Annotated in this window: 9 protein-coding genes; 3 read left to right on the forward strand and 6 right to left on the reverse strand. The window is 39.5% G+C overall.

Features of this window, described 5'->3' with window-relative positions; genetic code table 11:
* Positions 1-90 precede the first annotated feature (90 nt).
* Positions 91-855, forward strand: coding sequence for an EAL domain-containing protein (locus tag CWB65_RS02145; protein WP_138739780.1), 765 nt, complete (start codon positions 91-93; stop codon positions 853-855).
* 87 nt (positions 856-942) lie between these two features.
* On the opposite strand, the gene CWB65_RS02150 is transcribed toward CWB65_RS02145, so the two are convergent.
* The 4 genes from CWB65_RS02150 to CWB65_RS02170 form a co-directional block, all read right to left on the reverse strand.
* On the reverse strand, positions 943-6,270 hold the full coding sequence (locus tag CWB65_RS02150; protein ID WP_138739781.1) for a DNA repair ATPase: 5,328 nt from the start codon (positions 6,268-6,270) through the stop codon (positions 943-945).
* Between the two features lie 83 nt (positions 6,271-6,353).
* Positions 6,354-8,456 carry a flotillin family protein gene (locus CWB65_RS02155; protein ID WP_138739782.1) on the reverse strand — a complete coding sequence of 701 codons (2,103 nt, stop codon included), beginning with the start codon at positions 8,454-8,456 and terminating at the stop codon, positions 6,354-6,356.
* Between the two features lie 62 nt (positions 8,457-8,518).
* Positions 8,519-9,139, reverse strand: coding sequence for an OB-fold-containig protein (locus tag CWB65_RS02160; protein ID WP_138739783.1), 621 nt, complete (start codon positions 9,137-9,139; stop codon positions 8,519-8,521).
* Positions 9,140-9,520: 381 nt separating this feature from the next.
* Positions 9,521-11,008, reverse strand: a complete 1,488-nt coding sequence (locus tag CWB65_RS02170) for a dipeptidase (protein WP_008132327.1) — start codon at positions 11,006-11,008, stop codon at positions 9,521-9,523.
* 170 nt (positions 11,009-11,178) lie between these two features.
* Between CWB65_RS02170 and CWB65_RS02175 the strand changes: the two genes are divergently transcribed.
* Entirely contained in the window at positions 11,179-11,349 is a 171-nt protein-coding gene (locus CWB65_RS02175) for a DUF2986 domain-containing protein (RefSeq protein ID WP_008132329.1), read from the forward strand.
* 31 nt (positions 11,350-11,380) lie between these two features.
* Here CWB65_RS02175 and CWB65_RS02180 read toward each other — a convergent pair whose 3' ends face one another.
* Together CWB65_RS02180 and CWB65_RS02185 are read right to left on the reverse strand one after the other, a co-directional pair.
* Positions 11,381-13,510 (reverse strand): TonB-dependent receptor plug domain-containing protein, encoded by a 2,130-nt coding sequence (locus tag CWB65_RS02180; RefSeq protein ID WP_138739784.1) that lies wholly within the window; start codon positions 13,508-13,510, stop codon positions 11,381-11,383.
* Between the two features lie 108 nt (positions 13,511-13,618).
* Complete coding sequence (locus tag CWB65_RS02185; RefSeq protein WP_008132333.1) at positions 13,619-13,810, reverse strand: helix-turn-helix transcriptional regulator; 192 nt, start codon at positions 13,808-13,810, stop codon at positions 13,619-13,621.
* 230 nt (positions 13,811-14,040) lie between these two features.
* On the opposite strand from CWB65_RS02185, the gene CWB65_RS02190 reads away from it, so the two are divergent.
* Complete coding sequence (locus CWB65_RS02190; RefSeq protein WP_008132335.1) at positions 14,041-15,243, forward strand: MFS transporter; 1,203 nt, start codon at positions 14,041-14,043, stop codon at positions 15,241-15,243.
* Positions 15,244-15,269 lie beyond the last annotated feature (26 nt).

The following is a 15,269-nucleotide window of genomic DNA, read 5'->3' on the forward strand; positions in this document are numbered from 1 at the left end:
TTAAAGTATAAAAACCCATACTTTAACTTGTTTGTGTTAAGATCGAACTTAAACTAACCTTAAATGCTTATATTAAAAAGGCCGAACTAAATGAATGAAAAATCAACAAATTGCACAAAAGTTACCTGCAGTAACTGTGAAGATGCAAACACACTTGAGTTTGATTTTTCAATGGCGTTTCAACCGATCATAAATTGCCAAAGCAACAATATTTTTGGCTACGAGGCATTAGTGAGGGGACTAAACGGCGAATCTGCTTATTCTATTATTTCTAAGGTAAACGAAAGTAACCGCTATGCGTTTGACCAGCTTTGCCGTATTAAAGCAATTGAACTTGCTGCCAAACTAGGCATTACCTCAATGCTAAGCATTAACTTTTTACCCAACGCTATTTATAAGCCTGAGCGCTGCATACGTACTACATTAGAGGCGGCAAAAAAGTATAATTTTCCTATTAAAAACATCATGTTTGAATTTACCGAGGTAGAAAAAGTAGAAGATACTGCACATATAAAGCGTGTAGTTGATTATTATCAATCATTAGGCTTTAAAACCGCTACAGACGACTTTGGTGCAGGTTACTCGGGCTTAAATCTACTTGCTGACTTTCAAACAGATATCATTAAGCTAGATATGGCACTTATACGAGATATAAACAGCGATAAAAAACGCCAATTAATAGTAACCCACTGCCTAAATATGTTTAGAGATTTAAATATTACAGCTCTGGCTGAAGGTATAGAAACAGTAGAAGAATACGTGTGGCTTAAACACGCGGGGGTTGAATTAATGCAGGGCTACTTATTTGCAAAGCCTGGCTTTGAGTGCTTACCTAATGTGGACCTTGATTTGTAAAATAGAGAATAATCGCACACCTTAAATTTATACAAAGCTTGATCAATGCCGCTCATTGTAAAGCGGCATTAATCAATTAAGTCTAACCTACTGCTTACCTGACCATGCCTGCACTAATTGGGTTAATTGCTGTTTTATATCATTATTAGCAATTGCCTGACTTAGGGTTTCAGTTAACACTTTAATTTCGTCCTGATTAGTATTTTGTGCAATAACCTCACCTAACTGCTGCCCAAACATCGTAATTGTTTGATTAACATTATTAGCATTGAGTGTTTTATTGAGTTCGCTTAACTGAGAATGTGCGCTACTTTTTTCAATGACACTAATTAGCTCTGCAACACTGCTTTTATCTGGCGCTTGGTGTAATAAGCTTTGAAGTGTTTCATTAAGTACATTAAAGCCCTGAGAGCTATCTAAATTGGCCAACCCTTCGCCAATCGTGCCAATTGATGCATTGTAATCATAACTTAAATTACTTTTACTAAGCTTACTTGCAATGCCCTCTAACGCCTCATGCAAATATCCCATTTGCTCAACCGCCATCATTACTGGGCTACCAGCACCATCAAGTTTATTTAACCTAACAAAGTCACCTTTAATTTGCTCATAACGCGCTTGTTCTTGCGCTGTGGCGGTACCACGCAGTTCACCTAACTTAAGTAGATTCTCTTCAGAGCCTTTACTGAGTGTTTGAGCCTCACCTCGGTAATGATCGCAAATTAAATTCTCGAGCTCTTCGTCATTCATAGCTGCAACAACTTTTTCAGCCATTTTATTCATATTACGGTAGCTACCTTGCAGCTTAAACGGCGGTTCTGTACGGTAGTTGTTGTCTTGCGCAGCTGAAGCAATATATTGCGCATTTACTTTTAATACGGTGTCTCTAATAGTGATCAGTTTATTAATTACCGCTTTAATTTCGTTTGCCTCAGCTTGTGAGTAACCATACTCAAGCTCGTTAAGTGGTATATCTTCGCCTTGGCAAATACGCACAAATTTGTATAAGTCGTCCATATTTCTGTTTGCCAGCGGTGCAAGCACGGAGTTAGACGTTAGGGCGTTTTCTATAAAGCTCATTGCAAACTCTTGCTCGCACCCTGCCAACGTATCACCTAAGTTATAAATATCGGCCCTGTTAGCAAGCATATCCGGTATTTTAAAGCTCTCACCCGATTCGGTATAGGGGTTACCCGCCATAACCACAGCAAACTTCTTCCCGCGTAAATCATACGTTTTACTTTTGCCATTCCACACGCCATCAATTCGGCGCGAGCCATCACATAGTGAAATAAACTTTTGTAAAAATTCAGGGTTTGTATGCTGAATATCATCTAAATAAAGCATTACGTTATTGCCCATTTCAAAGCTTTGATTGATTTTAGCAATCTCTTTTTCAGCAGTTGCGTTAATGGCTTGAGATGGATCTAGCGATACTTGGTCGTGCCCTATTGACGGGCAATTTACTTTTACAAATGTTAAGCCTAGGCGGTTAGCCACGTATTCAACTAACGTAGTTTTACCATAACCAGGCGGCGATATAAGTAATAGCATCCCCATTAAATCGGTGCGTTTGTTTTTACCCGCTGAGCCAATTTGTTTTGCTAAGTTATCGCCAATAATTGGAAAGTACACTTTATTAATAAGCTGGTTTCGCACAAATGAACTCAAAGGCCGCGCTTTAAATTCATCTAATTGTAAGCGCTCTTTTTGCTCAGCTAAAATTTCACTGCGTAGAGAATGGTATTGCTCAAAGGCAGGGACTTGTTCAGTAATATACTCTCGCGTGCGTGCATAAAACGACGCATAATCAACTTGAAGTGTTTGCTCACTTATTTGCTTATGCTGCCCCATTAATCCACTAACAGTGTAATCGGCATTTACATCTAAAACGCTGTATTTGAAAGAAGTAGAGGCTGTTAAATGAAGGTAATTCGCAGCTTCAGCTTGAACTTCAGCGCTAATATTACTGTGTTGTAAACAATAGGCATTTAGCCAACTTAAATAAAGTAGACCGCGCTCATCTGTGCTATTAAGTGTGGTATTAGCTTGGGTTAGCTCTTTGCTAAACCCCTTACTATTTGCATCACTATTAAACTGCTCGGCGAGGTTTTTAGCTTGCTGAGATACTATAAACAGAGGCTCATCTGCACTTTTTTGCTGCGCCAATTGCTTAATTAAATATGCTGCGCTGAGCTCACTTGATAAATTACTAAAGTGCACAAGCATACGAGGTATCGTATTTAAAAACTCGCTAATATATTCACTCAGTTGAGATGTTAAAGCGCTAATAAAGTTAATTGCACCAAAGTGCGTTTCCATCAACAATGCATTTTTTGCTTGGTGATAAAAAGTAGCCAACTGTTCTGCTGACAATTGTGCGCTGTAAAGCTGCGCTACTACCCTACAACTCACTGGGTAAATGAGTAAATCAAGGGTGCTTTTTTGATTAAGTAAAGACTCTATTATTGCGCTTGCGTCATGATCGTGAATGCCCTTTTCGTAACCTTCTTGGTAACGGGGCTCTGCAAATTTTTGCACTACATTTAAAAGCGTACCGTTGTCTTTAGCTTGCTGTAATTGTGTAAATGTAAGTGTATGCTCACCATTTTCGCAGGCTAATAAAATTTGCGCAGCTAAATATTCACCACGATAAATAGTGCTGTTTTCAGACACGAGCGCTTGCTGCCACAAGTGACGGCTTTGCGCTAATGTTTCAACACTTTTTGCGTCGGTAATCGGCTCAAAGTAATCGGTCCCTGTTAAATGCAGCATTAGCTGCTCATCGCGAGGCAGTAACGTTAAATCAAGTAATTGCTTATTAACACTAAATGCGTGTTTACCTATACTTACCGTATTACCGCCATCGGTAAATATATCTTGTTTATCACGTAATGAGCGAATGCCCTGATCTTTGCTTGCTTTTAGTTTTGACTGAATATCATCGGCACGTATTTCGTCGCCAATATCTTTTAACTCTTGCGTAAGTGCTCGTAACTTACTGATCATCGGATCAGCTGCAAAGTAGGTGTTTAACGCATCTAACTCAGTGAAGCTTTGCGAACGTCGATTAACGCCCTGTAAAATACGCTCTGCGGCATTTGCTAAATTAAGCGCACGTCGCTGACGCGCATCAATTAGGCTTTGCTTATGTGCTTCAAAGCTTTCATAAACGTCATCGCGCTTGGCTATTATTTCGCTGAGGTATTCATCAAAATCGCTAAATTGCGACTCGAGCTCTTCTAGCTGTATTAGCAAACGCGATAATTGATCGTCACACGCCTCAGGGGTTTTTGCATTATTTAATGCATTAGTAATACTTTGCGAAAACAACTTAAAACGAGCGGCAAACTCAGCTTTAGCCTCAACACTTCCTAAGCTTTTTTGGCGTATTTCTATACCTGCTTTTGCCCTATTAACTAACGCATACACACCGCTAATATCTTCTAAAATTTGGGTGCGAATACGGCTATCGTCTATGTCTAAATCAAGCATTGTGTGGTTAAGTAAATCAAGTTCCACACTTTGTTTATCAAGCTCAGCAACATAGGTTTTGAGTTCGGTTACGCTTTCACTCTTAGCACTTAACTCTTCGAGCTCTTTTAACTTTTTATGATACGGTTCGAGTGCTGTTGATTGCTGCAAAAAAGCTGCAGTAGCCTGGCTTACACCGCTCAAATGCTCATCTACATCAGCTTGTAACTGGTTAAGCGCATCGGTGTCTATGTACTTAATATCTTCAAGGCTGATTATTTGCCCTTTTAGTACTTTTAACGCGTCTATTGCCGTAACAAATTCAGACACCGCTTTAAAGCTATCGGGGCGAACCTCTCGTGTTACTTCTGTGTACTGTTTAGTTATATCTGCAAGTGCTTGCTTAGCTTTGTTCTGTATTTCAGTTACTTTTTCAAACTCATCAAGTACTTGTTCTGCTGTCTCAAAAATACTGTGCAAGCTTTGCGCTATGTCAGCAAACTCATTTTCATTAAGCCAATGATAGCGATCAAATATATTTCGACTCAGCGATATCATATCTTCGTAGTGAAACAAACTTGGGCTTTGCTCGTTAATCGCTTTGCATACACTATATAAATCTGAAATACCGCGTACTAAATCGGGGTTACCAATTTTTCCAAAAAAACTCGTTAAAGCAGGTGCATTGGCGGCAAACTCAGCTGATACAAATGGGCTTTGCCATATTTGGATTGGGTGTACGCGTTCAGCTTGTTCATTATCGGCTTTGAAGGTTAACGCGATGCCATCGTTGTAAATACCATAACCGTGACAGTAGATTGGGTTTTGTAAGTTTTTATCAATAATATTGTAAGCAAATAAAGCATAGCGTCCTTCGCTTGGCTCATAAAATACATACAATACATCTTCGCCATTGGGCGATTTAACTTGGCGATGAAATTCTAAATCATCAATTTGTTCTTCAAATGAGCGAGCCTGTCCCGACTGCAAATAGTAACCACCGGGAAAAATAATACCATGGTCCTCAGGCAGCGTAACACATGCGCTACCAATGGCATCTTGGCGCATTACCTGCAAAGTGCGGCTGTTAAAAATAAAATAGCGCCACTGCTTTTCTCGGTATGGCAAAATTTTAAGTAAAATCAAGTCACCCACTTGCGCGTATTCAACCTCGCTATCAGCAAGCGATTGGTTTTTATCTTCAACAGGTTCTTGATGAATGCCTTCGCCGGTTTCGGTGCTGTTTTCTATTTTTATGGTGAGTGTGCCACCAATGGTTTCAACAAACACTGTATCGGCAATATTTATATGACCGTGACGCCCTTCAACATGGTCACTGCGGTCTGTTTGTTGCCATTCAAAATCATAATCGTGTGCGTGCTTTATATCGCGTTCACCGCGATTATCAATATAATGAATAGTGTTATCTGGGTGTATCTCCCATCTAAACACTCGCACGTCAGAGAGCTTTTCACCAATCTGAAACAACGCAAATAACTTACCGTTTTGCTGATATAGGTGCTGCAGCTTGGTTTGCTTGTAGTAAGTATAAAGCTCTTCAAAATCTCTAATAAAACGGGTATCGGTTAAAAATAAGGTTTTTTCTGGGTAGGGCTCAATCTCAAAGTGGTCCTCTTGCTGAACCAATTTGTGCACACTAAATACATCATCAATTGAGGTTTCTTTTTTCAGACCCAAAAACACGTTGTAAGCAAAAATAACCTTGTCGCCTACAATCACAATATCGCGAGGCGTACAATTTTGCTCGGTTCGCGCACGCACACGCCCTTTAACTTGAAGCTCTGTACTACCAAACTCGCTAATGCGCGAGGCATTAACTTTATCTGTTTGCGTTTTTAGTGTTACGCCAAAATTATTTAAGCGACGCTTAATTAAATCGTACGATCCCTGCTCTAAAGCATGTTGTGTTGAGTCCGTCATTAAACCTTTCCTGCAGTATTACTTTTGTATGTGTGATCAAAAAAGCCGTAAATTATAAATTACGGCTATAGATTGAGAGGGAGTTAGTCTTGCGGGTCGAGTTTTATTTTCTCGTCAAGGCCGCTGCCCATATTGCTCCCTAGCATACTTAGTAATTGGCTTTTTTCAGCAGCTGTAGTGTTACTCAATTGCTTTAATAATTTACTCATATTAAGGTTTTTCATGGTTTCAGCTGAGCCGTTAGCGCCCGCTAATACTCCTTTCAAATCCTCAATTAAATTGCGATCCCCATTTAAGTGATCTTTAAATACAGTTTGTACTGTTTTGCTTTCATCTACTAAACCATCTATTGATTTACCTAAGCTTATAGCACTCATAAACTGGTTAAAGAACTGGCCATCGCCACCCATAATATTAATATCGGCATCGCCTAGCGCTTTGCTCATCACTTGAGCTTGATGCTCTGCTATATCTTTACCTGCCTCAATTTTAGCCAGCACTAATTCTTTTTGCTGGTTTAGTTGGAGTGTAAAGCTTTCGTAGTCACGGGCATCTTGGTCCATCGCATTAAGCGCCTGTAGTTTTTCTTCAAGACCTTTGGCCTCAGCAAGCATTTTACGCTCAAGGTTAATGGCTTCAACTTCACCTTGTTTCTCATTCGCATCAGCCATCGCTGTTTGTACTTGCGCTTGAGATAGCCCTATTTCACGGTTACCTTGCGCTTCGGCTTCTAGTTTTTGACGAAGTACTTTGGCGTCTACTTCACCCTGCATTGCGTTTGCTTGTGCTTTAGCTGTTATAACGTCAGCTTCAGCTAAGCCCTGTGCTGCGGTTTCAACTTGATGAGCTTGAGCAAGTATCTTTTTAGACTCTGCTTGCTGGTTAGCAATGCGCAGTTCTGCATTGGCCATTGTTTCAAGTTCACGAGCTTTAAATTCAGCGGCTTGTTCTTGCGCTTTAGCAGCTTCAATATCTTTAACTAATGCTTCTTCTGCTTCTGCTTTAGCTCGGATTATAATGGCGTCTTTTTCACGTTCTGCACCTGCTAAAACCTGCACATCTTTAATACGCTCTTGCTCTTCAGCTACCGATTTTTCTACTATTACGCGATCGCGCACTACATCAGCAATTTCTTTGCGTTCTACTTCAAGTGCTTTTTCTTTGTTAATACGTAAAATTTCAGTTTCTCTTTCTCGTTCAATCACTTCTATTTCACGAGAGCGTAAAACTTTTTCTTCCTCAATACCCAGTACTCGCAGTCGGTTTTGCTCTGCAATATCAAGTTCACGCTGCTTATTTTGCTCGCTAATTCCAATTGATTCTTCAGATTGAATTCGAGCCTGCTCTGATTTTAAACGCTCTTCGTGGCGTACTTTTTCAGCTTCGGCGTGTTCACGCGCTTTAACGGTTTCAATTTCACGAACTTGACGCGACATTGCATCTTGCTTTTGGCGTTCTATTTCAAGTGATTTCTCAGTGGCTTCTTGGTTTTGTATTTCTACTTTTGCGCGCTCATCACATTTTAACTGATTGGTTAATACATTTTGCGCTGCCGTCATTTCGGTAATACGACGAATACCTTCTGCATCAAGAATATTTTGTGAATCAAGCTTTTCAATCGACGTTTGTTCTAGGTAATCAATGGCAACATCTTCAAGTGTATAGCCAGATAAGTCCTGCCCTATCACTTCTTTAATGTTGTCCCTAAATTCGTTTCGGTGAGTAAATAACTCAACAAAATCCATTCGCTTACCAACCGTTTTAAGTGCCTCTGAAAACTTAGCTTCAAATAATTCTTGCAGCGTTTCATGCTCTGATGCACGTGCACAACCTACTTGCTTTGCTACACGTAAAATATCGTCTTTGTTTTCATTAACACGAATATAAAACGTAATGGCGATATCGGCACGTATATTGTCTCTACAAATCAAGCCGCCTTTGTCTTTACGTTCAAGTACCATGCGCTTTGTTGAAATATCCATCACTTCCATTTTATGGATAACAGGGTACACAATGCCACCGGTAGTGGTAACGTCTGGCTCACTTTTCATTTTATTTATAATGAGAGCTTGGCCTTGTTCCACTTTGCGATAAAACTTGCCAACAATTAACAAAATAGCAAAAATGACCGCGATCGCTATACCTACAAACGTTAATATAGGTAGTAAGTTATCTAAAAATTCCATGTTATGTCCTAACGTAATTATCGATTTATTATGTGTTATTTACAGTAAAAAACGGCGTTGTGTTACCAAGGTTTGGCAGTAACAATATAACAATGCTGCTTTTTTATATGCTCAAGTAATATTACCGTATCACCTGCGCTGAAGGGGTATTCATCATGAGATCTTATTTCAATGAGTTGCTCAGTGCCTTGAAAATTAACTCTGCCTTGACCAAACGTTGGCGTCACCTTTCCAGTAACAACCGTGCATTCAAGACCCAATAAGTCGCTACTGCGAGAAGTTTCTACACTTGAGAAAAAGCGTTGTAATGGTTTTGAAATAATTACTGCAATTGGTAAAGCAATAATCGCGCTTACTACTAGCATCACTAAGCCAAACACATAAAATAAAACACCATCACCGAGTAGGTAAGCAAAAAACTTATGTGCATAAATACTAATTAGCCAGCTAAGCATAACCACTAAACTAATTGATACCGTAATAGGAATACTGCCAAAACCAAAGTTTGACGCTGAATGGGCGCTATTTGAGCTAGATGAACTGGGCTCTATGTCTAAATCAGATTCAAACATATCAATGTCAGCAAAGCCTAATAAAGTTATCACCCAAAAAAGGATTACAACCAAAAGCAGGGCCGTGAAAATTATGGTAGGAAACGTAAGTGCTAAATTCAAAAAGTCCATATTACTGCTATCCATCTGTATTAATACATTTACACAGTATGATTTTTACCATTTTGAAGAGAGTTTGTTAAGTTTTTTATAATAATTAGCCTGTGGTTTATAAAGAATTGTAAATAGCTCACCATCTATTTTAATTACCTTATTATAAGCCCATTATTTATAGACATTTTTCAACGGTCAATTTAGCTCACTTACTTTTAGATTGAAGTATTCTATCTGCACGTATAATTTTTTAACGATAGCTACTATTTCACTGCAAGTTACACCGATAATAATGACGACGATCAATACAATATTCGCTTCGTGGCCCAACTTTAACAGATACAAAAAAGCCGCCTTACTAGTTAAGCAAGGCGGCTTTCATATTAAAACACTGATAACTTACATATTACCAAGCTCAATCATCATTGCGGTATACATGCGTAAATTAAGCTCTAATTGCTCAAGTGTAATAAATTCATGCTCAGAGTGGCCTGTATAACGTTTACCAGGCATTGAAGGTCCAAACGATACTGCATTATCAAATAGTTTTGCGTTAGTGCCTCCGCCAATTGATACAAAATCGGCTTTTTCGTCGCCGGTAAAGTGCTTAAATATATCTAGTAGCTTTTGCGCATGCGGCGCATTGTCTAACAGCATAGGGTTACCTATCACTGTATCTATACTCTCGAGTGTAACGTTATTGTTAGCTTGCCATTGATTAACGGCTGTCTCTATTTGTTGCTTTAATACATCTTCACTTTTACCAACAGGGCGACGAGCATTAACAGCTAACGTTAGTTTATTCCCGCTGCGCTCAATGACGGTTGGGGCTACGGTCATTGGGCCCATAAAGTCATGTTTATAGGCAATATCGCCAAACTGCTTACCGTGAAGATCTAACCCTATCAGTTGATTTACAAATTTAATAAGCTGTCCATCGCTGTTGTTTTCAAGCGCTACGTCTTTAAATAACTCGCTCAAGTGTGCGATAGCATTAACGCCCGATTCTGGCTCAGATGAGTGCGCAGACATTCCTTTTATACTTATTTTTAAGCCTTTACCTTGCTCTTCAAAATTAAACTCAACATCACTAAGCGTTTCAGCTTTCGCTTTTAGTGAGTCAATTAAGCTCTCATTAGCATTATGCAGTACTAAACTTGCATCTTCTGGTATTTGGCTTTTGAAAGCACCACCAGCAAGGTCGCTTACATACACTGCTTTTTGATCTGATATGGCATTAAATGTAGGAGAAATTAAGCTCCAACCTTTTTCAGCAACCACAACCGGGTATGATGCATCAATGGTTACTGCATACTTTGGTTGCTCGTATGTTTTCATGAACTCAGTAAGTGGGCCCCAATCAGACTCCTCAGCCAGATAAATCATCAGCTCAATGCGGTTATCAAGCTCTATGCCTTTATCTTTAATCGCTTTCATGGCGTAAAGCGCAGTAGCGATAGCGCCTTTGTCATCTTCGGTACCACGGCCTACTAATTTACCCGGCTCTGAGGTATCAATAATAAAGGGGTTTTGCTTCCACTTACTCGCATTAGCTGGCTGCACATCACCGTGTGTTACCACTGTTACCTTGTCTGTTTGTTTACCCATGCCAATAAGCACAGTGTAACCAAGGTCTTGATAGTCGAACCCAAGCTCTGCAGCTTTCATTTTTAATACCGATTTAAAGTTAATAAAATTTGGGTTTTGTGGTGCGGGTATTGAATCTTTATTTACTGTAGGAAAAGCAACTAAGTTAGTTAGCGTGTGTACTTGCGCATTTTGGTAGGTATTTACAGCGTAATCGGCAACATTATCAATATTTTTATGTAACTGTGCGTGCGCGCTAAACGCGAACAAGAGAGCACTGGCTAAAGCTAACTTTTTCAAAACTTATTCCATTTAATTAATAACTAAGGGCTTTAATTATAGCGCCCACACAGCATTACAAATAGCGCTTTGCGGTAATTTAACAAACTATTAAGTGTAAATATTTATATGGCAGCTTTAATATGGATAGCGGTATAATAAGCGGCTTAAAATAATTGGGGTAAATCAGTGTGAATCGTCGTAAAAAAATAGTCACTAAGTTTCAAAAGAAAGACAAACGCGCTAACGCTAAATTACATAAAAGTAATAAGCCCGCGTATATATCAAAAGCAGAGCGCGAGAAGCTAGAACAACAAGCAGCACAATTAACCCAAATAGAACAAAACCAAGAGCAGCCGTAACCTGCTCTTGGTTGTAGATTATATAATCACCTTAAAAAGCGACACTCATCCCTATATTAAACGAACGCCCCTGCCCTGCGAGCTGCTCAAAACCCGTGCTTTCGCCTTTTTTAAGCTGCGCAATGCTCACCCCACCAAGCGGTAGTTGATAGTACTCGTCAAATAAATTACTCACTTGTGCACTTAACGTTAAGTCGCCCCATGACGCTTTTGAACCTAAATTTACAATGCTGTAGCTATCGGTTTGGTTTTCTAATCGGTTGTTATCGACGCGTGTTTTAGCATCATTCCATTGCCACGACAGCGTATTTTCAAAGCGGCCGAGTTGATGGTTAATTGCAAGCTTAGTATGCAGTGGTTTTATTTGATAAAGCGGCTGGTTGGTATCATCTCGCTTTGCACGTGTATTAGTAATATTGGCATTTAATTGCCAATTACCGAGTGCTTTAGATTGATGAATATTAGCGGCTAAATCTAACTTAACCCCATACAATACGGCATCCGTATTAGTAAATTTAAGTATGTTACGTGCTGTGTTTTCTAAGCCAAATCGATTGAAAGACCTGACGAGGTCTGCGTCAATGTAGTCAGATGCATTGGTATACCAAATGTTTGCACTTACTTGCCAGTCGTCGTTTTGAGCCGATTTAATATAAGTAGAGCTTATTGTATGCGCGGTTTCTACTTCTAAATTTTGGTTGCCTATATAGCCATTGCCATCACCGTACCAACCAATCATGGTGGTTGCCATATTGCTCACACCCCAGCTGTATCGCTCATACAAATTAGGTGCTCTGTTTTTGCGAGCAAGACCAAGCTGTAGCTCGTCAGTATGAGTAAGCTGATAATTAAGTAATACACTGATATCAACCACCGTGTCTGATTTATCGTGCTCTTTGCTATTAAAAGCAGCAGCGGCACTTGCGTTACTGGGCTGCATTGGCATGGCGCTCATAGTCATCATTGCCATACCTTCGTTATATGGCTGAACATCGTCAGCACGAGTATTTACATGCTCAACACGTATACCTGAATTTAACCACAACTTAGTATTTATTTGGCTCTCAAATTCTGCAAATGCTGCAATACGCTTACGCTGACCATTATTTATATTAATGTAATCGTTAGGGCCCATCATGGCGGAACCTTCAACAGCAGACCACCAATCATCAATTCGGTAATCATAAAATGCTTGCCCAAGTAATAAGCTGCTATTGCTATCTAGGTTTAAACGCCATTTAATTTGAGAGCTTACATCGCGCGCATCGGTATTCATTGGCATCATGCCGGTTTTTTCAGCGCTAAAAAAACCCATTTCGTGTTTAACATCATGCCAATTAAGTTGGGCTTCCAATTCACTGTTTTCCAATACACGCTTGTACTGGGCCGTTGCGCCATAACTTGTGTTATCAGTCATATCCATATACTGATTAGCAAAGCCCTGATAAGGTATTTTTTGATGTGTAAGCTTAATTACAAACTGTTGTTTTTCGTCTCGTATTGCTGCAGAAAGCGCATGGTTTTGAACGCGATATAAGGTATCTAATACCAAGTCTCCATTTCCGTCGTCGTAACTTTTGGCATCACTAAACGCACCTTGGTAATTAAAACTCAGGGTATTGCTCGCAATACGTGCTCCTACCCCCACTTTTCGCGCATTGTTTACGCTATTATATTGAGCAGATACATAGCCTGAGTGCCAGTTAAGCTCATTACTTTGGCTATACTGTGGTGAAATAGTATTTACGCTTATCACCCCTGCAATATTATCGCCACCGGCACTTACCGCTGATATACCCGCAATAACATGATAAGCCGTAATTTGATTAGCAGAAACATACGAAAGCGGAGGGTTCATATGATTAGCACATGCCGCTGTAACATCAGCCCCATCGACCAATACTTTTACTCTATCGCCCATCAGGCCATTTAAAATAGGCAAGTTAGACACCCCACCTGCAGCAGAAAAATCCACACCTAAATCATTTAGTAATGATTCTGCAGAACCAAGTGCAAGATGTGTATTTTGCGAATGTCCATGAACCTCAATAACTTCTAAAGAGGTGTCGTCTGCAAAGGTTGCTGAAGAAAACATGCTGCCTATAAAAAAAGCCAAAGGCGTTAATAAATATGTGTTTGGAGTGTTGCTTAAATCTGCCATTTTATAATTATGCCACTGTAATAGTTGGACTAATTATAATTCGTGAGGCTAGAATAAAAGCGCGACAAATTGTCGCACTTTGCTCATTTTATTTTAAATATGCCTGCATTATTCATCATCAAAAATATCTTCTATTTTTAATTCAAATAAACGCGCTGCTTTAAACGCCAGCGGTAAACTGGGATCAAACTTACCTTTTTCAATTGCATTAATGGTTTGGCGCGATACATCTAATAATTCAGCTAGTTTAGCCTGTGTTAGATTTCGCTCAGCTCTGAGTACTTTTAAGCGGTTTTTCATTCGTCGCCCTCATCACAGCTGTAGCGTTTGTTAAGTATGTAGGTGCTAATTAAATAATATAAATCGTATTTATTTAACTCTATCTAATGACTTAGCCTACCGCTTCACTTAAACTAATTGCCTCAAGTTTTTCTATATTCATTTCATAAATTTTTGCATTTATAACCCATAGTGCTTTTTTGCTCTGGCGTTACTTTTTTATATTTAAACATCTAATTCAAAGGGGGTTTATGAAACCTGATGTTACATCTATACCCAATCAGCTAAATAAAACGGCTATTTTAATTGTGCTGGCGTTAGGCACCTTTATTTTAGGTTTATCTGAATTTTCGATGATGCCAATGCTGCCTCTTATAAGCGAAACATTTGGTACTACACCTTCTCAAAGTGGTTATGCTATAAGCGCGTATGCTATAGGCGTAGTGGTTGGTGCACCTGTGTTAATGCTTACAACGGCTAATATGCGAAAACGAAAAGCACTGCTGATTTTTTTAAGTTTAATGTGTGTATCTAATGGGCTTAGTGCATTGGCTACGTCGTTAGAGCAGTTAATCATATTTAGGTTTTTGAGTGGATTGCCTCATGGCGCTTATTTTGGTGCTGCCATTTTGCTTGCATCTGATATTGCGCCGCAAGGTAAACGAGCCAGCTTTATGTCAAAAGTATTTATGGGATTAACCATTGCAACTATTGTTGGTGTGCCCGTTGTAACATTGGTAGGCCAAAATTTAAGTTGGCGTTACTGTTTAGCTGGTGCCGCAGCGATTGCTTTTGTTGCATTTATTTTAGTTTATAAAGTCGTGCCCAACATAGACAACGCTAAACCCTCTAACTTATTAAACGAGTTTGGTGTGCTCAAAAACAAGCTCGCATGGTCAATTTTAGGCATTGTTATTATTGGCTTTGGTGGTGTTTTTTGTATTTATACCTACATTGCTGACACCATTTTAGATGTAACAAATACAGCGCCTTATACTATCTCGGTGGCAATGGTAATGTTTGGCATTGGCTGTACACTGGGTAATTACGTTTTAGGAAAAGCTGCAGACAAGTCGGCAATAAAAACAACAGGCTTTGCGCTTGTATGCACCATTATTTTTGCATTTGCTTATGTTTCGGCAAGTTATAATATTTGGGTGCTTTATGCGGTTATTTTTTTCATCGGATGTAGTGTCGGTTTAGCGACATTAATTCAAAGCCTACTCATGGATGTAGCACCTGAGGGTCACGCGATGATAGGCGCATTAGTTCAATGTGCATTTAATACAGCAAACGCAATTGGCCCGTGGGTAGGTGGAATCGCGATTGCCAAAGGGGCTGCGCCAAATCAAACTGGCTATGTCGCTGCGGCATTATTTTTAGGTGGCTTAGGAATGTGGTTGCTGAGCTATTTACAACTTAATAAGTCACCCAATTTAAACACAGTTAATTAATCACAACACAAAAAGAGCGACTGATA

Source organism: Pseudoalteromonas sp. S554 (genome assembly GCF_005930865.1).
Taxonomy (GTDB): domain Bacteria; phylum Pseudomonadota; class Gammaproteobacteria; order Enterobacterales; family Alteromonadaceae; genus Pseudoalteromonas; species Pseudoalteromonas marina.

Coding starts and splice junctions, on each gene's coding strand:
- CWB65_RS02145 (WP_138739780.1), top strand. CDS start 91: ATGAATGAAAAATCAACAAATTGCACAAAAGTTACCTGCAGTAACTGT.
- CWB65_RS02150 (WP_138739781.1), bottom strand. CDS start 6,270: ATGACGGACTCAACACAACATGCTTTAGAGCAGGGATCGTACGATTTA.
- CWB65_RS02155 (WP_138739782.1), bottom strand. CDS start 8,456: ATGGAATTTTTAGATAACTTACTACCTATATTAACGTTTGTAGGTATA.
- CWB65_RS02160 (WP_138739783.1), bottom strand. CDS start 9,139: ATGGACTTTTTGAATTTAGCACTTACGTTTCCTACCATAATTTTCACG.
- CWB65_RS02180 (WP_138739784.1), bottom strand. CDS start 13,510: ATGGCAGATTTAAGCAACACTCCAAACACATATTTATTAACGCCTTTG.
- CWB65_RS02185 (WP_008132333.1), bottom strand. CDS start 13,810: ATGAAAAACCGCTTAAAAGTACTCAGAGCTGAGCGAAATCTAACACAG.
- CWB65_RS02190 (WP_008132335.1), top strand. CDS start 14,041: ATGAAACCTGATGTTACATCTATACCCAATCAGCTAAATAAAACGGCT.